Origin of the sequence: Caballeronia sp. GAWG1-5s-s, assembly GCF_023631445.1 — a bacterium.
Lineage (GTDB): Bacteria > Pseudomonadota > Gammaproteobacteria > Burkholderiales > Burkholderiaceae > Caballeronia.
On sequence record NZ_JALQDC010000004.1, the window covers coordinates 233,072 to 251,193 of the forward strand.

The following is an 18,122-nucleotide window of genomic DNA, read 5'->3' on the forward strand; positions in this document are numbered from 1 at the left end:
GTTTCCTTAACGATTGTGTCCATACTGGTCGCAGATTTCGTCGACGGACTTCACGACATGCGCGACATCGTCCGCGCTCATGCCGGGAAAGAGCGGCAAGGTCACGGTGCTCGCGCCGAAGCGCTCCGCGTGCGGGAACATGCCTTCCTTGAACCCGCGCTCACGGTACAGCGTGAACAGATGCAGCGCCGGATAGTGCACGCCGCTGCCGACGTGGCGCTCCTTCAGTTGCGCCATGAACTCCGCTCGCGTGAGGCGCAGGTTTTCCAGCGGCAGCGCGATCTGGAACATATGCCAGTTGCTGTCGGCGAAGTTCTTCACCGGCAGCCCGACGCCGAGCCGCGCCGCCGCGCCGCCTTCGAACGCGTCGAAGTAGAGACGCGCCAGTTCGCGGCGGCGTTCCGTGATCGACTCAATCCGGCGCAGCGAACCCAGACCGACGCGGGCCGCGACATCCGTGAGATTGTATTTGCCGCCCAGCACGTCGCAGTCCATGCCGTCGAAGCCCGTGCGCGTGATGCCCTGCAGCCGGTACTTGCGCGCGAGTTCCGCTTCGTCCTCGTTGTTCATCACGAGCGCGCCGCCTTCTATCGACGTCACGTTCTTGTTCGCGTGAAAGCTGATCGACACGAGATCGCCGAACGAACCGATGCGCTTGCCGCGCCAGCTCGCACCGACCGCCTGCGCGGCGTCTTCGATCACGCGCAGCTTGTGGGCGCGCGCGATCTCGTAGAGCCGATCCATGTCGACGGGCAAGCCCGCGAGATACACCGGCATCAGCGCCTTCGTGCGCGGCGTGATCGCGCGTTCCAGCAAGTTCAGGTCCATGTTGCGCGTGACCGGGTCGATATCGACGAAAACCGGCGTGGCGCCCACTTCCAGAATGACGTTCGCGGTCGAGACCCAGGTCATCGGCGTGGTGATGACTTCGTCGCCCGCGCCGACGCCCGCGATCCGCAGCGCGATTTCCATCGTGCAGGTGCCGGAATTGAACGCGCGCACCGGACGGCCGCCGAAGTACGCCGACAACTCCGCTTCGAACTGCTGATTCTGCGGGCCGGTGGTGATCCAGCCGGAGCGCAGCACGTCGACGACGCCCTGGATGGTCTCTTCGTCGATCTCGGGCTTGACGAAGGGCAGGAACGGCCGCGAGGTCTGAGTCATGGAGTGTGTGCTTAAAGAGTGTGGAGAGAATCCGGGGTCAGCCGCGCGCGAGCACGGCCACGCCGACGAGAATGATGCCGATGCCGACGAGCCGCTGCACCGACAGCACTTCGCCGAACAAATACCATGCCGCGAACGCGTTGACGACGTAGCCGAGCGAGAGCATCGGGTAGGCGAGCGACACGTCCACGCGCGACAGCCCGACGATCCACACGACCACGCTCACGACGTAGCACGCGAGGCCGCCGATGATAGGCCACTGCGTCGCGATCTTGAAGCCGACCGGCAGAATGTTCGCCGGCGTCATGTCGAAATGGCCGACGGCATTCACGCCTGCTTTGAGCAACAGTTGGGCGCACGCGTTCAACAATACGCCGATGACGATGCAAGTGAAGGAAATCGGGTTCATCGATGAAGAATAAGGATACTCGGTTCGCCGCCGGATGCCGAACGCTCGTGCGCTGGCGGCACTTCGGCGGGGCGGCGCCGCGCCATCAGGGCTGCGGCTTTTCGACGATCACGCGGCGCGCGTCCCGGGCGATGACCTGCATCGGCACATGGCGCGCGAGCATTTCGTCATAACGCGACGGCGGCAGCAGCGCAAGCGCGTAGCGGTCGGCGTCCCATTGTTTCACCCAGTCGTCGAGCGTCGGCAGCCACTTCTGCGGCTCGGCATGCACGCCGAAGTTCAGCTCGTCGGCTTCCTGCACCATGATCATCGTATGGCCGAGGTAGAAGGGCATCGTGTGATCGAGCTTCGCCACCGAATAGAACGGCGTGTCGGGCGGCAGCTTCGCCATCGCGGCCTTCACGGCGGGCACGAGCTTCACGCCGGAGCTGTCGGTGCCGAACACATCGTGGCCCGTGCCCGCGATGGTCCCGAGCAGCAGCCACGCCGCGCCGAGTCCCGCCGCGCCCGCGAGCACGCTGCGACGGTTAAGCCACAGCGCGACGATCGTCACGACGAAGGCCACCGCGAGTGCCGCGTAGACCCACACCTGGAACTCGCGATACAGCGCGTTCGGCGTGTTCGCGCTGCCCGCCCGGCCGATGAAAATCGCGCCGAACGCCGCAGCGATCAGGAACACCGCATAGCCGATCAGGTGCCTGCGGTACTGGCTGCGCGTGAGCGACGGCAAATAGAGCCCCAACACGAGCGCGATGGCCGGCGCGATAGGCAGCACGTACGAAATCAGCTTCGAATGCGACGCGCTGAAGAACAGGAAGATGAACGCGGACCAGATGAGCAGCATCGTCACCGGCGCGAAGCCGTTCGGCTGGCGCGGCGTCTTGATGCCGTGGCGCACGCTCTGAAACGCGATGGACAGCCACGGCAGGAACCCGACGATCAGCACCGGCACGAAGTAATAGAACGCGCCGGGGCGGTTCTGCTCGGGCGTCAGATACCGCTTGAACTGCTGGACGATGAAGAAGAAATCGAAGAACTCGGGATTCTTCATCTGCACGAGCACGAACCACGGCGCGGCGACGAGGAGAAACACGATCAACCCGCTGCCGATATAGAGCCGCTTCCACAGCGCCCGGTCGCGCGAAACCAGCGAATAGAGCACGAGCACCGCGCCCGGCAGAATCAGCCCGACCAGACCCTTCGAGAGCACGGCGGCGGCCATCGCGGCCCAGCAGAGCCACATCCACAGGCGCACCTGCCGCGTGGGCAGGCCGGGGCGCTGCGCGAGCAGCAGCGCGCAGAGCGTCACCTCCATCCAGAACGACAGGCCCATGTCGAGCGTGTTGAAGTGGCCCATCAGGTTCCAGTACGGGCACGTCGCGAGGATGACGGCGGCGGCGAAACCGGTCATCGCGTTGAACACGCGCGTGCCGGTGTAGCCGACGAGCAGCACGCCCGCGAAGCCGGTGAGCGCGGTATAGAGCCGCGCCTGCCATTCGCCGATGCCGAACCACGCGAACGTCAGCGCGTTGGCCCAGGTTTGCAGCGGCGGTTTCTCGAAATACTTGTAGCCGTTGTAGCGCGGCGTGATCCAGTCGCCGGTCACGAACATCTCGCGGGCCATTTCGGCGTAGCGGCCTTCGTCGCTCGGCACCAGATGACGCAGGCCGAGCGGCGCGAACCAGACGATCGCGAGCGCGAGTACGAGAAGAATGAGCGAAAGACGTGTGAGCGGTAGCCGCGAAGGCGTATCGTTCATGAAGTCGACCTGTCCGATGCCGCAATTGCGGCGCTAGTGATTCGAAATGGCTTGGCGAGGCGAGATGCCGGCGCGTTCATGCGCCCAGTGCTTCCGGCGCGCTCGCGCATCCTGAGGCACGCATGCGCCGCCGAAGTTCGCTCGCAACGGCCATGACGTGCGGGACGCGGTGGCGTGCGCGCCGGGCGGGAGTGTATCGCACGGGCGGCCGCGATTCGTCAATTTGGCGCACGCGGATAGGGCACGCGCAGCCCGCGACCCGCAAGTGTGCCTGACCCCGGCTTATCGGACGCTTATTGAAGCTCGGGGTGACATCACCCTTCGATCAGAAGCGCAGCGGCGACGCGCCGTCCCTCGGACATCAGAATGTTGTAGGTGCGGCAGGCCGCGCCGAAGTCCATTGTCTCGACGCCGATGTGATGCTTCGCCAGATTCGCGACGAGGCGCGGATGCGGAAAGCGCAGCTTCGCGCCGCTGCCGAAGATCACGACTTCGGGCGCGGCTTCGATGAGCGCATCGAAGTCGGCGGGGGTGAGGGCGTCGAACGCGGTGACGGGCCAGTCCTGCACGGGCGCGTCCGGCACGATGATCACGCTGCCTTCGTGGCGCTGGAGGTTGACGGCCACGAAGCCTTCGCCGTAGCTCGTAATGGTGTTGAGCGCGCCGCTGGATTCCTGATGAAGTTTCAAAACGATGATCCGGCAAGGAAAGAGGGGGCGGGCCCGGTTCCGGCTGACGCGCGGCGCCCGATCCGGCGCGGCGCGGGGCGGCGCTTTCCCGGGGCGAAACACTCCCGCGAATGGTGCATTGCGGAACTGAGCCATAATCAGTAAATTATAACTTTCCGGCCGCCGGGTTCGCTTGCGGCGCCCGTTGCGCTCGCGTGCCGCCACAAGCCGCCATCGACACGCAATCCGGCCGGCAGCGCCCTTGCCCTATCCGGCCCGGCGTCAATCGCGGCGCCGGCCATTGCGCAGAGTCAAACGGCTGGGTCGGCCGCACAACTCCGTAACATCCCGCTTTGCCTGTCCGGCGCTGTTTCGTCGATACTCGTCGACACTTCGGCGATACTTCGAGCGGCGCCGCGCGTCCGGACGGCGCGGCGGCCGCCGAAATCGCTCGCTTCAGCAGCCGCACAACAAGCGAACCCGACAGCCCGTTCAACAAAAGAGCCGCTAGCCGTGAAACCGATCCTTAAATCCAATAAGCTGCAAAACGTCTGCTACGACATCCGCGGTCCCGTGCTCGAACACGCGAAGCGCCTCGAAGAAGAAGGGCATCGCATCATCAAGCTGAACATCGGGAATCTGGCGCCGTTCGGCTTCGAGGCGCCGGACGAGATCATTCAGGACATGATCCGCAATCTGCCCGGCTCGTCGGGCTATTCGGACTCGAAGGGCGTGTTCGCGGCGCGCAAGGCGATCATGCACTACACGCAGCAAAAGGGCGTGGCGGGCGTCGAACTGGACGACATTTTCATCGGCAATGGCGCGTCCGAGCTGATCGTGATGGCCATGCAGGCGCTGCTGAACGACGGCGACGAAGTGCTGCTGCCCGCGCCCGACTATCCGCTGTGGACCGCGGCCGTGAGCCTTTCGGCGGGCACGCCGCGCCATTACATGTGCGAGGAAGGCAACGGCTGGATGCCCGATCTCGACGATATCCGCGCGAAAATCACGCCGAACACGAAGGCGCTCGTCGTCATCAATCCGAACAACCCGACGGGCGCGCTGTATTCGGACGAACTGCTGCTGGAACTGATCGGCATTGCGCGCGAGCACGGTCTCATCATTTTCGCGGACGAGGTCTACGACAAGATCGTCTACGACGGCAAGACGCATACGTCGATGGCCGCGCTCTCCGAAGACGTCATCACGGTCACGTTCAATAGCCTCTCGAAGAGCTATCGCTCGTGCGGCTACCGCGCGGGCTGGATGGCGATTTCCGGGCTGATCGAAGAGAACCGTCGCCGCGCGAAGGACTATCTGGAAGGGCTCGGCATTCTCGCGTCGATGCGCCTGTGCCCGAACGTTCCCGGCCAGTACGCCATTCAGACGGCGCTCGGCGGCTATCAGAGCATCAACGACCTGATCGTGCCGGGCGGGCGGCTTTTCAAGCAGCGCGATCTCGCCTACGACATGCTCACGGCCATTCCCGGCGTGAGCTGCGTGAAGCCGCAGGCCGCGCTCTACATGTTCCCGAAGCTCGATCCGAAGATGTACCCGATCGCCGACGACCAGCAGTTCATCACGGACCTGCTGCTCGAAGAACGGGTGCTGCTCGTGCAAGGCACCGGCTTCAACTGGCCGACGCCGGACCATTTCCGCGTGGTCTTTCTGCCGAACATCGACGATCTGGCCGATTCGATCAACCGCATCGCGCGCTTCCTCGACGGCTATCGCAAACGGCACTCCGCTTAAATCTCCCTTTATAAGACTCGCGCAGTATGGAACCGATCAAAGTAGGACTCTTGGGCTTCGGCACGGTGGGCAGCGGCACCTTCACGGTGCTGCGGCGCAATCAGGAAGAAATCAAACGACGCGCGGGCCGCGGCATCGAGATCGCGCGCATCGCGGTGCGCACGCCGGCCAAGGCGAAGGCTGCGGAGGGCGTCGCGATTACCGACGACTTCCACGCGGTCGTCGACGATCCTGCCATCGATATCGTGTGCGAAATGATCGGCGGAACGGGCTTCGCGCGGGAGCTGGTGCTGCGCGCGATCGCCAACGGCAAGCACGTCGTGACCGCGAACAAGGCGCTGCTCGCGGTCCACGGCACGGAGATTTTCGAAGCGGCTCGCGCGAAAGGCGTGATGGTCGCGTTCGAGGCGGCGGTGGCGGGCGGCATTCCGATCATCAAGGCGCTGCGCGAGGGGCTGACCGCGAACCGTATCGAGGCCATCGCGGGCATCATCAACGGCACGACGAACTACATTCTTTCGGAGATGCGCGACCGCGGCATCGACTTCGCGACGGCGCTTTCGGCCGCGCAGGAGCTGGGCTACGCGGAAGCCGATCCGACCTTCGACATCGAAGGCGTCGACGCCGCGCACAAGATCACGATCATGAGCGCGATTGCGTTCGGCGTGCCGGTGCAGTTCGACCGCGCGTACGTGGAAGGCATCAGCAAGCTCGCGGCCATCGACATTCGCTATGCGGAAGACCTCGGATATCGCATCAAGCTGCTCGGCATCGCGCGGCGCACGGAGAAGGGCATCGAGTTGCGCACGCATCCGACGCTCGTGCCGGAAAAGCGCCTGCTCGCGAACGTCGAAGGCGCGATGAACGCGGTCGTCGTGCACGGCGACGCGGTCGGCATGACGCTCTACTACGGCAAGGGCGCGGGCGCGGAGCCGACGGCTTCCGCCGTGGTCGCCGATCTCGTGGATGTCACGCGGCTGCATACCGCCGACCCGGAGCATCGCGTGCCGCATCTGGCTTTCCAGCCCGACAGTCTTTCGAACACGCCGATTCTGCCCATCGAAGAAATCACGAGCGGCTATTACCTGCGGCTGCGCGTGGCGGACGTCACGGGCGTGCTCGCCGACATTACGCGCATTCTGGCGGACAAGGGCATTTCCATCGACGCGCTCTTGCAAAAGGAATCGCAACAGGTCGATGGCGCCCACGAGGGCGAAACGGACATCATCCTCATCACGCACGAGACCGTGGAGAAGAACGCGAACGCGGCGATCGCCGAGATCGAAGCGCTCGCGACGGTGGTCTCGAAGGTGACGAAGCTGCGCATCGCAGCCCTCAATTAAGCGCAGGAAAGCGACATGAACTACATTTCGACGCGCGGCGCCGGCACCGGCGAGCGCCACACGTTTTCCGACATCCTGCTCGGCGGTCTCGCGAAGGACGGCGGCTTGTACTTGCCGGCGGAGTATCCGCGCGTATCGGCCGATGAACTCGCGCGCTGGCGCACGCTGTCGTACGCGGATCTCGCATTCGAAGTGCTCTCGAAGTTCAGCGACGACATTCCCGCCGACGACCTGCGCTCGCTCACGCGCAAGACGTACACGGCGCAGGTCTACAGCAACGTGCGCCACGAGGAAAGCGCGTCGCAGATCACGCCGCTCAAGACGCTCGGCGTGGAAAACGGCGCGCCGCTTTCGCTGCTGGAACTGTCGAACGGTCCGACGCTCGCGTTCAAAGACATGGCCATGCAACTGCTCGGCAATCTGTTCGAGTACGCATTGGCCAAGCACGGCGAGCAACTGAACATCCTCGGCGCGACGTCGGGCGATACGGGCAGCGCCGCCGAATACGCGATGCGCGGCAAGACCGGCGTGCGCGTCTTCATGCTGTCGCCGCACAGGAAGATGAGCGCGTTCCAGACCGCACAGATGTTCTCGTTGCAGGACCCCAACATTTTCAATCTGGCCGTGGAAGGCAACTTCGACCACTGCCAGGACATCGTAAAGGCCGTGTCGAACGATCACGCGTTCAAGGCCAAGCACAAGATCGGCACGGTCAATTCGATCAACTGGGCGCGCGTCGTGGCGCAGGTCGTCTACTACTTCAAGGGCTATTTCGCCGCGACGAAGAGCAACGACGAGCGCGTGTCGTTCACCGTGCCGTCCGGCAACTTCGGCAATGTGTGCGCGGGACATATCGCGCGCATGATGGGCCTGCCGATCGACCAGCTCGTCGTCGCGACGAACGAAAACGACGTGCTCGACGAGTTCTTCAGAACAGGCGTGTATCGCGTGCGCGGCGCCGCCGAGACGTATCACACCACATCGCCGAGCATGGACATCTCGAAGGCGTCGAACTTCGAGCGTTTCGTGTACGACCTGCTCGGCCGCGACCCGGCGCGCGTCGTGCAGCTTTTCCGCGATGTCGAGGAGAAGGGCGGTTTCGATCTCGCGGCGAGCGGCGATTACGCCCGCGTGAAGCAGTTCGGCTTCGTGTCGGGCAAGAGCGGCCACGACGACCGCGTGCGGACCATCCGCGACGTCTTCGAGCGTTACGACACGATGATCGACACGCACACGGCGGACGGCGTGAAGGTGGCGCGCGAAAATCTGAAGCCCGGCGTGCCGATGATCGTGCTGGAAACGGCGCAGCCGATCAAATTCGGCGAAACCATCCGCGAGGCGCTCGATCGCGAGCCCGAACGGCCTGCTGCGTTCGTGGGACTTGAAAAACTGCCACAAAGGTTCGATATCGTTTCTGCCGATGCGGCTGTCGTGAAGGCATACATCGCCGAGCGGACCTGAGTTTCGGGAGTCACACGACGCGCGGGGGCGCGGCCTGAGCGAGGGCCGCGCCCCCGCGGTGCTTTCAGCGCGCGCACCCCGCCCATGACGCATCATCGCGGGCATTTTTGCCGGATGCCGCGCCGGACAACCGCCCGCATAACGGCTTCAGACGGCGAAAAAGCCGTCAAAAGCTGCTAAAATCTCAGGTTTTTCGCCGTACTCCATTCGAAAGGACGCGCCGTGCTGTCTACCGCCAATATCACCATGCAATTCGGGCCCAAGCCCCTCTTCGAGAACATCTCGGTCAAGTTCGGCGAAGGCAATCGCTATGGCCTGATCGGGGCGAACGGCTGCGGCAAGTCGACGTTCATGAAGATTCTGGGCGGCGATCTCGAACCCACTTCCGGCAACGTCATGCTGGAGCCGAACGTGCGTCTCGGCAAACTGCGTCAGGACCAGTTCGCGTATGAAGACATGCGCGTGCTCGACGTCGTCATGATGGGTCACACCGAAATGTGGGCCGCGATGACCGAGCGCGACGCGATCTACGCGAACCCGGACGCCACCGACGACGACTACATGCGCGCCGCCGAACTCGAAGCGAAGTTCGCGGAGTACGACGGCTACACGGCGGAAGCGCGCGCGGGCGAACTGCTGCTCGGCATCGGCATCAACATTGCCGATCACAACGGCCCGATGAGCAACATCGCGCCGGGCTGGAAGCTGCGCGTGCTGCTCGCGCAGGCGCTGTTCTCGAAGCCTGACGTGCTGCTGCTCGACGAGCCGACCAACAACCTGGACATCAACTCGATCCGTTGGCTGGAAGACGTGCTCAACCAGTACAACTCGACGATGATCATCATCTCGCACGATCGACACTTCCTGAACCAGGTCTGCACGCACATGGCGGACATGGACTACGGCACGCTGAAAATCTGGCCGGGCAACTACGACGACTACATGCTCGCGAGCACGCAGGCGCGCGAGCGTCAGCAGGCCGCGAACGCCAAGGCGAAGGAGCGCGTGGCCGACCTGCAGGACTTCGTGCGCCGCTTCTCGGCCAACAAGTCGAAGGCGCGCCAGGCCACCAGCCGCCTGAAGATGATCGACAAGATCAAGATCGAGGAATTCAAGCCGTCGTCGCGGCAGAACCCGTTTATCCGCTTCGACTTCGAGAAGAAGCTGCATAACATCGCGGTGGTGGCCGACAGCATCACGAAGAAGTACGACCGCACGATCTTCCAGAACTTCAACTTGAGCGTGCAGCCTGGCGAACGCATCGCGATCATCGGCGAGAACGGCGCGGGCAAGACCACGCTGCTCAAGGCGCTGAAGGGCGCCCTGGAACTCGACGGCGGCACGGTCAAGTGGGCGGAAAACGCGAACGTCGGCTACATGCCGCAGGACACGTACGAAGAGTTTCCGAAGGACGAGACGCTGACCGAGTGGGTCGACCAGTACCGTCAGGAAGGCGACGACGACCAGATGGTGCGCGGCACGCTCGGCCGGCTGCTCTTCAACGCCGACGACATCAAGAAGAACGTGAAGGTGCTGTCGGGCGGCGAGAAGGGCCGCATGATCTGGGGCAAGCTGATGCTCGGCCGCCACAACGTGCTGCTGATGGACGAGCCGACCAATCACATGGACATGGAGTCGATCGAGTCGCTGCAGATCGCGCTGGACAAGTACGAAGGCACGCTCATCTTCGTGTCGCACGACCGTGAATTCGTGAGCGGGCTGGCGAACCGGATCATCGAGGTGAAGACGGACGGCACGCTGCGCGACTTCGGCGGCAATTACGAGGATTTCCTGGCGAGCCAGGGGATTCAGTAAGTCGGCAAGTTCGGCCGCAGAAGAGAAAAAAGCCGCGTTTCGCGGCTTTTTTCGTTTTTAGACGCCGGTTTGCTGTGTCGGGCGACCGCCCAACGCTCACAGCTTGTCGTTGCGAAACCGCATGGCCGTTCCCTCGCGCGTGATCCGCTCCCAGATCGCGCGCTTTTCCTCGTCGCTCAGAAACACCCAGTTGGAGACTTCGCCCGCCGTGCGGCCGCAGCCTTTGCAGACTTCGTCGAAGAGCGTGGAGCACACGCCGATGCAAGGGCTGTCGGGAAGGTCGTGGAGAATCGAAGACATGAGCGGGATCGTCCGGAATGAATCAGCGGGCAATACTGTAGCCTATCCGCGCGATCCAGTGATGCCGCTGGTTGTAGTCGAGAATGTCCTCGCCGTAGCCGTTGAAATAGCTCGCGAACAGATAGCCGCCCCACGCGCTGCCGATCAGCTTCGCGAGCGGATAGGTCAGTTGCGATTCGACGCTTCCGTACCAGTGCTTCGTGCCCTTGCGCAGCGTGGTCGCGAGTTGCCAGCTATCCGGGCTGCCGTATTTCACGAGGAAATCGACATAGCCGCGATAATCCTCGATATCTTCGTTGCCGCTCTTCGACAGGTAGTAGTAGAACTTGGGCGATAGCGTCAGGTGATTGCTGTTGAGGTCGCCGAAGTCCCAGGTCGGTCGCACGAACGCGATGTTGATCGCGCGCGACTCGGGGCCGCTTCGCCCGTTCGACTCATGCCCGATACCCGCCGCGACGCCCATGCGCGTGAATAGCGGGCTCTTCCAGCCGGTGTCCTGCACGTAGTAGAAAAGCTGCGGCTGATAGCTCGTGTCGCGAAAGGGCGCGGACGGCGCCGACAGATTCCAGATCGACGTCTGCGTGTACGCGAAATACAGGTTGTCCAGAAAGCCGCGCGAGCGCGGATCGTCGGGCAGATGCAGCCGGTATTTGAAGCTGAACTGGAACTTGGCGAGATTGTCGCCGTTGCGGCCGTCGGCGAAGTAGATCGGCTCGAAGGTCGAGAAGCGGCCGGAGAGCATGGTGTCGGTCGTCGTGGTCGGCACGTCGGACGTGTTCGCAACGGCCGCCGCGCTGGCAAGTTGCGTCGGTGTCGCGGCTTGCGTCTCGCGCTTCTCCGCGGCGACTACCTGCATCTGATCCTCGCCTCGATTCAGCGTGACGAGCATCGGCGAGGCATCGAAGCCCACCGGATCGATCTTGATGGTGCCGCGCGCCGAGTCCGGCCACGGCGCTGAATAACGCACGCGCCGATACTGTCCCGGCGCGAGTCGCAGTCGATCGGGCGTCTTCGGATCGCGCGCGAGGACGAGCGGCGCGGGCGGCAGATCGCCGTTGGTCAGACGCACGGAGAGCTGCTTCGGCACGTCAACGGTGAGCGGCTTCTTGTCGTCGTCGGTGTAGAGCAGCGTCAGTTCGAGCGGCTGCGTGGCGGCCGCTTCGCGCGCCGGTTGCAGCATGGCGACGGTCGCGTGCGCGGCGGTGCCGGTCGAGAGACCGAACACAAGGAACATGCACCGCAGCGCGCGGCGGGTTCGGAGGTCGAGGAACGGAAACGCAAGCAAACGGGGGCCTGAGGCCATGTAGTCGGCATCCTGTTGGCAAAGGGGAGATCGTCGGACTGCGGTGTCACTGCGGTCTCATTGCGTCCGACGAAGAGCACGAACTTTCGATCCTAACCGGATGACGCCGACCTTGCCCAGACGCCGGCGCTGTCTCGTCCGCGATGTCGAACGTTCAGTGGCCCGTCGCCGCTTGCCAGAGCATCGCGGCATTGAGCGCGACGATCACGCCCGCGCAGCCCCACGACAGCACGAGCGGCAGCCGCGCGATGCGCCAGCGGCCCATGAGCCCGGCATCCGACGCGAAGCGCACGAGCGGGATCACCGCGAGCGGCAACTGCACGCTCAACACGACCTGCGTCGCGACGAGCAGCGAGTTCGACCCGTGCGGACCGAAGATCGAGACCGCCGCGAGCGCGGGGCCGATCGCGAGGCCGCGCGTGAGCAGCGCCCGCGCCCAGCGCGCCACCGTCAGGTTCAGAAAGCCTTCCATCACGGCCTGGCCGGCGAGCGTGCCGGTCACCGTCGCGTTGAGTCCGCACGCGAGGAGCGCCGACGCGAACGCAATGCCCGCCCAGTGACTGCCGACGAGCGGCGCGATCAGCCGATGCGCGTCCGCGAGATCGTCGACTTCGGCGTGGCCGCCCGCGTGGAAGACGGCGGCGGCCACGATCAGCAGCGACGCGTTGACGATGAACGCAATCGCAAGCGACGCGAACGTGTCGATGTTCACGCCCTTGAGCGCGTCGCCGATGGCTTCGTCGTCGCGGTCCGCCGCATGGTCCCGCACGAGCGACGAGTGCAGATAGAGGTTGTGCGGCATGACGGTCGCGCCGAGCACGCCGGCCGCGAGCCAGAGCATGCCGGCGTCGCGGATCAGGGCGCGCGGCGGCGCGAAGCCTGCCAGCGCCTCATGCCACGCCGGATGTGCGAGCGCAAGCTGGATCACGAAGCAGAAGCTCACGAACAGGATCAGCGCGGTCACGGCGCGCTGCAACGGCCGCTTGCCGCGGCTTTGCAGCGCGAGCATCGCGAACGTGCCGACCGCCGACATCAGCACGCCCACCGTGAGCGAGACGCCGAGCAGCATCTGCAACGCGACGGCGCTGCCGACCACTTCGGCGACGTCGCACGCGATGATCGCGACTTCGCACGCGAGCCACAGCACGATGGTCGTACGGCGGCTGTAGCGCTCGCGGCAAAGCTGCGCGAGATCGCGGCCGGTCACGACGCCGACGCGCGAGGCGACCCACTGGAGCAGCATGCCCATCAGGCTCGCGAGCAGCACGACGAAGAGCAGCTGATAGCCGTAACGCGCGCCGCTGGAAAGCGCCGTCGCCCAGTTGCCCGGGTCCATGTAGCCGACGGCGACGAGCGCGCCGGCTCCGGCGAACGAATACCAGCGGCCGCGCGGCCGCCGGGGCGGAAGATCGCGCGTGCCGGGGCGGGACGGTGCGCCGGACTTCGAGGCGGAGAGTTGAGCAAGCGCGGACGGGTTGGTGTTCATGCAGACGGTGGCCTCGAGGTGCGGTGCGACGGCGCGCTCGGGCGGTTCCCGAGGCCGCCGTGGCAGCGTGCGTGACGGATAAGCGTGACGGATGCCACGACGGCGACGCTTTCCCGCGACGCACGCCGGTTGGTTAAGCAACGACTGTTCCGCTGATCGTTACTCGAGGTCCGAAAGCGCCGCGCACTACCTTTCGCGGCGGATCGAGAAGGGCACGCGACCGGCGGACGGGCGAACGTCACATGTGATGACATTACTGCCGCCTTTCGGCGCGGCCGAACCGAAGCGCGTGGTTTTATCCGGTGTCGCGCGGGGCGATTAGGGGCTAAAATGCGCGCACTTTTGCGGGCGAAGGGCGTTGGCGCCGTCGCCCGTGTGCTTTGCGCGACAAGCGGCGCATTATTTTTTGTCGCACTTCGGTTTAGTGGTAGTTTTCGGGGTTTTACAGGCTGTCGCGGGCCGCTCGACCAGAAGAGGCGGACCGCGTGCGCGATGCCATCGAGAAGTCGGAACAAGGGAGAATCGAGATGAACAACAAACTGGCGAAGCTCGCGGGCGCGCTCGGGTGCGCGGCGATGCTGCTTCCGCTCGGGGCATCGGCGAAAGATACGCAACTCAACGTGTACAACTGGTCGGACTACATCGCCAAGGACACGATCCCGAACTTCACCAAGCAGACGGGCATCAAGGTGAAGTACGACAACTACGACAGCGACGACACGCTGCAGGCCAAGCTGCTCACGGGCAACTCGGGCTACGACATCGTCGTGCCGACGAGCAATTACGCCGGCAAGCAGATTGCCGCGAACATCTTCTCGCCGCTCGACAAGTCGAAGCTGCCGAACCTGAAGTATCTCGATCCCACGTTGATGCAACTCGTCGCGGGCGCGGACCCCGGCAACAAATTCGCGGTGCCTTGGGCGTACGGCACGACCGGCCTCGGCTATAACGTCGACAAGGCGAAGCAGATCCTCGGCCCGAACGCCGAACTGAACAACTGGGACATCCTCTTCAAGCCGGAGAACATCTCCAAGCTGAAGGCGTGCGGCGTGTCCGTGCTCGACGCGCCGGACCAGATGTTCGCGGCCGCGCTGCACTACATCGGCAAGGATCCGATGAGCACGAATCCCGCCGACTATCGCGAAGCACTCGCGATGCTGAAGAAGATTCGCCCCTACATCACGCAGTTCAATTCGTCGGGCTATATCAACGACATGGTGGGCGGCGATATCTGCTTCACGTACGGCTGGTCGGGCGACGTGGTGATCGCCAAGCACCGCGCCATCGAGGCGAAGAAGCCGTTCAAGATCGATTACTACATTCCGAAGGGCGGCGCGCCGATCTGGTTCGACGTGATGGCGATTCCGAAGGACGCGAAGAACAAGGAAGCCGCGCACGAGTGGATCAACTACATCGAGACGCCGCAGGTCCATGCCGCGATCACGAACGCGGTGTACTACCCGAGCGCGAATCTGGAAGCGCGCAAGTACGTGGACAAGGACGTGGCGAACGACCCGGCGGTGTATCCGCCGCAGGACGTCATCAAGACCCTGTTCCTGCTGAAGCCGCTGCCGCCCGAGATCCAGCGTCTGCAGACGCGGCTCTGGACGGAATTCAAGTCCGGCCGCTAAGTCGAGAGAACCGGTTATTCATTGAAATGACGAAGCCCTCGGACCTCCGGGGGCTTTGTTCGTGATTCGTCGGCGAAAGTGAAAGCGGCGAACCACAGACGCAGGAGTCGAACAGGCAATCATGAGTGAGCAGTCGAGCGCGTTGAAGGCAGCGCCACAATCGGGCCGGCCGCAGCCGGGCAGTGCGGCATCCGGTCCGGGCACGGACGACAACTTCGTGCAGGTCGTGAACGTCGTCAAGAAATTCGGCGAGACGGTGGCCGTTCGGGGCGTCGATCTGTCGGTGAAGAAAGGCGAGCTGTTCGCGCTGCTCGGCAGTTCCGGATGCGGAAAGTCGACGCTGCTGCGCATGCTGGCGGGCCTCGAATCCGTGACGGAAGGGCAGATTCTGATCGACGGCGAAGACCTCGCCAAGATGCCGCCGTACCGCCGGCCGGTCAACATGATGTTCCAGTCCTACGCGCTTTTTCCGCACATGAGCGTGGAGTCGAACGTCGCGTTCGGGCTGAAGCAGGAAGGCGTGAAGGGCGGCGAGCTGAAGGACCGCGTGGAAAACGCGCTGCAACTCGTGCAGATGGCCCAATTCGCGAAGCGCAAGCCGCATCAGCTTTCCGGCGGGCAGCAGCAGCGCGTGGCGCTCGCGCGCAGTCTCGTCAAGCGTCCGAAGCTGCTGCTGCTCGACGAGCCGATGTCCGCGCTCGACAAGCAGATTCGCCAGCGCACGCAGATGGAGCTCGTGAACATTCTCGACAAGGTCGGCGTCACCTGCATCATGGTCACGCACGACCAGGAAGAAGCGATGACCATGGCGAACCGCCTCGCCGTGATGAGCGAAGGCCGCATCGTGCAGCTCGGCACGCCGCATGATGTCTACGAGTATCCGAACACGCGTTTCTCGGCGCAGTTCATCGGCTCGACGAATCTCTTCGACGGCACGGTGGTCGAAGACGAGCCGGACCACATTTTCGTCGAATCGGCGGAACTGCCGGTGCGCCTGTACGTGAGCCACGGCATCACCGGGCCGCTCGGCATGCCCGTGACCATTTCCGTGCGCCCCGAGCGCATCGCGCTCACGCGCAAGCCGCCCGAAGGCGCGTTCAACTGGGGCCGCGGCAAGATCAGCAACATCGCGTACATGGGCGGCTACACGCTCTATCACGTGACGCTGGAAAGCGGCAAAACCGTGGTCGCGAATCTGTCGAGCCTCGCGATCGGCGAAATCGAATCGCCGACTTTCGACGACGAAGTCTACGTGCGCTGGAGCGCGTCGGCGGGCGTGGTGCTGACGTCATGATGATGAACGTGCTCAAGCGCATCGGCGTGAGCGGGCGCACCGCGGTCATCGCCGGGCCGTATCTGTGGCTTCTGCTGCTGTTCTTCGTGCCGTTCCTGCTGGTCGTGAAGATCAGCTTCGCGGACAGCGAACTCGGCATTCCGCCGTACACGCAACTCGTCGCGATAAAAGACGGCGTGATGAACATCGCGCTGGATTTCTCGCACTACGCGTTCCTGTTGACGGACAGCCTGTACTTCGCGACCTACATGAATTCGCTGCTGGTCGCGGCGGTGTCGACGGTGCTGTGTCTCCTGATCGGCTATCCGATGGCGTATTACATCGCGCGTTCGAATCCGGCCACGCGCAACGTGCTGATGATGGCCGTGATGCTGCCATTCTGGACCTCGTTCCTGATTCGCGTGTACGCGTGGATCGGCATTCTCAAGAACAACGGACTCCTGAATAATTTCCTGATGTCGATCGGCCTCATTCATACGCCGATCGAGCTGTACCACACGAATATCGCCGTCTATATCGGCATGGTGTATTCGTATCTGCCGTTTCTCGTGATGCCGCTCTACGCGCATCTCGTGAAGATGGACCTGACCTTGCTCGAAGCCGCCTACGACCTGGGCGCAAAGCCGTGGAAGGCGTTCGTGCAGATCACGCTGCCGCTGTCGAAGAACGGCATCATCGCGGGATGCCTGCTCGTGTTCATTCCGGCGGTGGGCGAGTACGTGATTCCGGAGCTGCTCGGCGGCGCGGATACGCTGATGATCGGCCGCGTCATGTGGAACGAGTTCTTCGATAACGCCGACTGGCCGATGGCTTCGGCCGTCACCTGCGCGATGGTCCTGCTGCTGCTCGTGCCGATGGCGCTTTTCCAGCACTTCCAGGCGAAGCAACTGGAGGAAAACCGATGATCAAGCCGAACCGTTCGCTGCAAATCGCGGCGTTGGGAATCGGGTTCGCGTTTCTGTATATCCCGATCATCAGTCTCGTCGTGTACTCGTTCAACGACTCGCCGCTCGTCACCGTGTGGACCGAGTTCTCGCTGAAGTGGTATCGCGCGTTGTGGTCCGACGACGAACTCATCAACGCCGCATGGCTGTCGCTGCGCATCGCGTTTCTGACGGCGTGCGCGTCCGTCGTCATCGGCACATGGGCGGGCTTCGTGCTCGCGCGCATGGGGCGCTTTCGCGGCTTCACGCTGTACACCGGCATGATCAACGCGCCGCTCGTGATTCCCGAAGTGATTCAGGGCATCTCGCTGCTGCTGCTGTTCGTCGAAATGGCGAAGCTGATCGGCTGGCCGGCGGGGCGCGGAATCTTCACCATCTGGATCGGGCATGTGATGCTGTGCATCTCGTATGTCGCGATCATCGTGGAATCGCGCGTGCGGGAACTGAATCCGTCGCTCGAGGAAGCCGCGCTCGATCTCGGCGCGACGCCGCTGCGCGTGTTCTTCGCGATCACGTTGCCGCTCATCTCGCAGGCGCTCGTCGCGGGCTGGCTGCTGTCGTTCACGCTGTCCATCGACGACCTCGTGCTGTCGGCGTTCCTGTCCGGACCGGGATCGACGACGCTGCCGCTCGTCGTGTTTTCGCGCGTGCGTCTCGGCCTGAATCCGGAGATGAATGCGTTGGCGACGCTCTTTATCGCGCTGGTAACGGTGGGGGTGATCGCGGCGAATGTCTTCATGCAGCGCAGCGAGCGGCGGCGGCTCGCGGCGGTGAGTTGACGCGTTCACGCCTG

General features: G+C 63.9%; 15 protein-coding genes. 8 read left to right on the forward strand and 7 right to left on the reverse strand.

Translation table 11 applies throughout. The annotated features are described in order from the left end of the window. Positions 1-6: 6 nt before the first annotated feature. The 4 genes from NCR34_RS06985 to NCR34_RS07000 all read right to left on the reverse strand — a co-directional run bounded on the left by NCR34_RS06985 (position 7) and on the right by NCR34_RS07000 (position 4,021). Positions 7-1,164: a DegT/DnrJ/EryC1/StrS family aminotransferase gene (locus tag NCR34_RS06985; RefSeq protein ID WP_250499442.1), complete on the reverse strand. Its 1,158-nt coding sequence runs from the start codon at positions 1,162-1,164 to the stop codon at positions 7-9. A 37-nt stretch (positions 1,165-1,201) separates the two neighbouring features. Continuing rightward, on the reverse strand, positions 1,202-1,573 hold the full coding sequence (locus tag NCR34_RS06990; protein WP_175940252.1) for an SMR family transporter: 372 nt from the start codon (positions 1,571-1,573) through the stop codon (positions 1,202-1,204). Positions 1,574-1,658: 85 nt separating this feature from the next. Further along, complete coding sequence (locus tag NCR34_RS06995) at positions 1,659-3,332, reverse strand: glycosyltransferase family 39 protein (RefSeq protein ID WP_250499443.1); 1,674 nt, start codon at positions 3,330-3,332, stop codon at positions 1,659-1,661. A 314-nt stretch (positions 3,333-3,646) separates the two neighbouring features. Further along, complete coding sequence (locus NCR34_RS07000; RefSeq protein WP_250499445.1) at positions 3,647-4,021, reverse strand: Mth938-like domain-containing protein; 375 nt, start codon at positions 4,019-4,021, stop codon at positions 3,647-3,649. A 492-nt stretch (positions 4,022-4,513) separates the two neighbouring features. Here NCR34_RS07000 and NCR34_RS07005 point away from each other — a divergent pair, with 492 nt between their 5' ends. The 4 genes from NCR34_RS07005 to NCR34_RS07020 all read left to right on the forward strand — a co-directional run bounded on the left by NCR34_RS07005 (position 4,514) and on the right by NCR34_RS07020 (position 10,371). Next, the gene (locus NCR34_RS07005) at positions 4,514-5,752 is read left to right on the forward strand and encodes a pyridoxal phosphate-dependent aminotransferase (protein ID WP_206468098.1); all 1,239 of its coding nucleotides are present in this window, start codon (positions 4,514-4,516) and stop codon (positions 5,750-5,752) included. 26 nt (positions 5,753-5,778) lie between these two features. Beyond that, positions 5,779-7,095, forward strand: coding sequence for a homoserine dehydrogenase (locus NCR34_RS07010; protein ID WP_250499446.1), 1,317 nt, complete (start codon positions 5,779-5,781; stop codon positions 7,093-7,095). A gap of 15 nt (positions 7,096-7,110) precedes the next feature. Continuing rightward, on the forward strand, positions 7,111-8,556 hold the full coding sequence (gene thrC, locus NCR34_RS07015) for a threonine synthase (RefSeq protein WP_250499447.1): 1,446 nt from the start codon (positions 7,111-7,113) through the stop codon (positions 8,554-8,556). Positions 8,557-8,778: 222 nt separating this feature from the next. Next, positions 8,779-10,371: an ABC-F family ATPase gene (locus NCR34_RS07020; protein WP_206468099.1), complete on the forward strand. Its 1,593-nt coding sequence runs from the start codon at positions 8,779-8,781 to the stop codon at positions 10,369-10,371. A gap of 96 nt (positions 10,372-10,467) precedes the next feature. Here the strand turns inward: NCR34_RS07020 and NCR34_RS07025 are convergent, their stop codons facing one another. The 3 genes from NCR34_RS07025 to NCR34_RS07035 all read right to left on the reverse strand — a co-directional run bounded on the left by NCR34_RS07025 (position 10,468) and on the right by NCR34_RS07035 (position 13,460). Next, complete coding sequence (locus NCR34_RS07025) at positions 10,468-10,671, reverse strand: DUF1289 domain-containing protein (RefSeq protein ID WP_159836099.1); 204 nt, start codon at positions 10,669-10,671, stop codon at positions 10,468-10,470. A 22-nt stretch (positions 10,672-10,693) separates the two neighbouring features. Next, positions 10,694-11,905: a phospholipase A gene (locus tag NCR34_RS07030; RefSeq protein ID WP_250499517.1), complete on the reverse strand. Its 1,212-nt coding sequence runs from the start codon at positions 11,903-11,905 to the stop codon at positions 10,694-10,696. Positions 11,906-12,128: 223 nt separating this feature from the next. After that, positions 12,129-13,460 carry an Nramp family divalent metal transporter gene (locus tag NCR34_RS07035; protein ID WP_250499449.1) on the reverse strand — a complete coding sequence of 444 codons (1,332 nt, stop codon included), beginning with the start codon at positions 13,458-13,460 and terminating at the stop codon, positions 12,129-12,131. Between the two features lie 575 nt (positions 13,461-14,035). Between NCR34_RS07035 and NCR34_RS07040 the strand changes: the two genes are divergently transcribed. The 4 genes from NCR34_RS07040 (at position 14,036) to NCR34_RS07055 (ending at position 18,108) form a co-directional block, all read left to right on the forward strand. Beyond that, positions 14,036-15,091: a polyamine ABC transporter substrate-binding protein gene (locus NCR34_RS07040; protein ID WP_175940646.1), complete on the forward strand. Its 1,056-nt coding sequence runs from the start codon at positions 14,036-14,038 to the stop codon at positions 15,089-15,091. 121 nt (positions 15,092-15,212) lie between these two features. Continuing rightward, the gene (locus NCR34_RS07045; RefSeq protein ID WP_250499451.1) at positions 15,213-16,385 is read left to right on the forward strand and encodes an ABC transporter ATP-binding protein; all 1,173 of its coding nucleotides are present in this window, start codon (positions 15,213-15,215) and stop codon (positions 16,383-16,385) included. Beyond that, positions 16,382-17,290, forward strand: coding sequence for an ABC transporter permease subunit (locus NCR34_RS07050; RefSeq protein ID WP_250499452.1), 909 nt, complete (start codon positions 16,382-16,384; stop codon positions 17,288-17,290). The genes NCR34_RS07045 and NCR34_RS07050 overlap by 4 nt, the downstream gene beginning before the upstream one ends. After that, positions 17,290-18,108 (forward strand): ABC transporter permease subunit, encoded by an 819-nt coding sequence (locus NCR34_RS07055; protein WP_250499518.1) that lies wholly within the window; start codon positions 17,290-17,292, stop codon positions 18,106-18,108. Before NCR34_RS07050 ends, NCR34_RS07055 begins: the two co-directional genes overlap by 1 nt. The last annotated feature ends 14 nt before the right edge of the window (positions 18,109-18,122 follow it).

Excerpts from the sequence above, each read along its gene's own strand:
- NCR34_RS06985 (WP_250499442.1), bottom strand. The coding sequence starts at position 1,164 with ATGACTCAGACCTCGCGGCCGTTCCTGCCCTTCGTCAAGCCCGAGATC.
- NCR34_RS06990 (WP_175940252.1), bottom strand. The coding sequence starts at position 1,573 with ATGAACCCGATTTCCTTCACTTGCATCGTCATCGGCGTATTGTTGAAC.
- NCR34_RS06995 (WP_250499443.1), bottom strand. The coding sequence starts at position 3,332 with ATGAACGATACGCCTTCGCGGCTACCGCTCACACGTCTTTCGCTCATT.
- NCR34_RS07010 (WP_250499446.1), top strand. The coding sequence starts at position 5,779 with ATGGAACCGATCAAAGTAGGACTCTTGGGCTTCGGCACGGTGGGCAGC.
- thrC (WP_250499447.1), top strand. The coding sequence starts at position 7,111 with ATGAACTACATTTCGACGCGCGGCGCCGGCACCGGCGAGCGCCACACG.
- NCR34_RS07025 (WP_159836099.1), bottom strand. The coding sequence starts at position 10,671 with ATGTCTTCGATTCTCCACGACCTTCCCGACAGCCCTTGCATCGGCGTG.
- NCR34_RS07030 (WP_250499517.1), bottom strand. The coding sequence starts at position 11,905 with ATGTTCCTTGTGTTCGGTCTCTCGACCGGCACCGCCGCGCACGCGACC.
- NCR34_RS07035 (WP_250499449.1), bottom strand. The coding sequence starts at position 13,460 with ATGAACACCAACCCGTCCGCGCTTGCTCAACTCTCCGCCTCGAAGTCC.
- NCR34_RS07040 (WP_175940646.1), top strand. The coding sequence starts at position 14,036 with ATGCTGCTTCCGCTCGGGGCATCGGCGAAAGATACGCAACTCAACGTG.
- NCR34_RS07045 (WP_250499451.1), top strand. The coding sequence starts at position 15,213 with ATGAGTGAGCAGTCGAGCGCGTTGAAGGCAGCGCCACAATCGGGCCGG.
- NCR34_RS07050 (WP_250499452.1), top strand. The coding sequence starts at position 16,382 with ATGATGATGAACGTGCTCAAGCGCATCGGCGTGAGCGGGCGCACCGCG.